Genomic DNA, 210 nt, shown 5'->3' on the forward strand with positions numbered 1-210 from the left:
GGTGCTCGTTGGGGAGGCAATCTTAAAAAGCTAGTTGTATGTGGTAGTGAAATTGTAGATTCATCAGGGAATAATGCTTTTGATAGTAATGGTCTAATTGACGCTGATGCTAAAACATTTTGGCTTCCCAGTGGTCTGCCTGCTGATGGTAATGCAGTTGCTCAGGGAGGGGTTTATCTTCATTTAACAAATTTAGATCCAGAAAGTCGT

General features: G+C 41.0%; 1 protein-coding gene. It reads left to right on the forward strand.

The features are described 5' to 3' along the window. The coding region (locus V6260_RS19435) for a hypothetical protein (RefSeq protein WP_341595637.1) at nt 1-210 on the forward strand (210 nt) is incomplete at both ends.

Source organism: Pseudoalteromonas aliena (assembly GCF_038155085.1).
Classification (GTDB): domain Bacteria; phylum Pseudomonadota; class Gammaproteobacteria; order Enterobacterales; family Alteromonadaceae; genus Pseudoalteromonas; species Pseudoalteromonas aliena_A.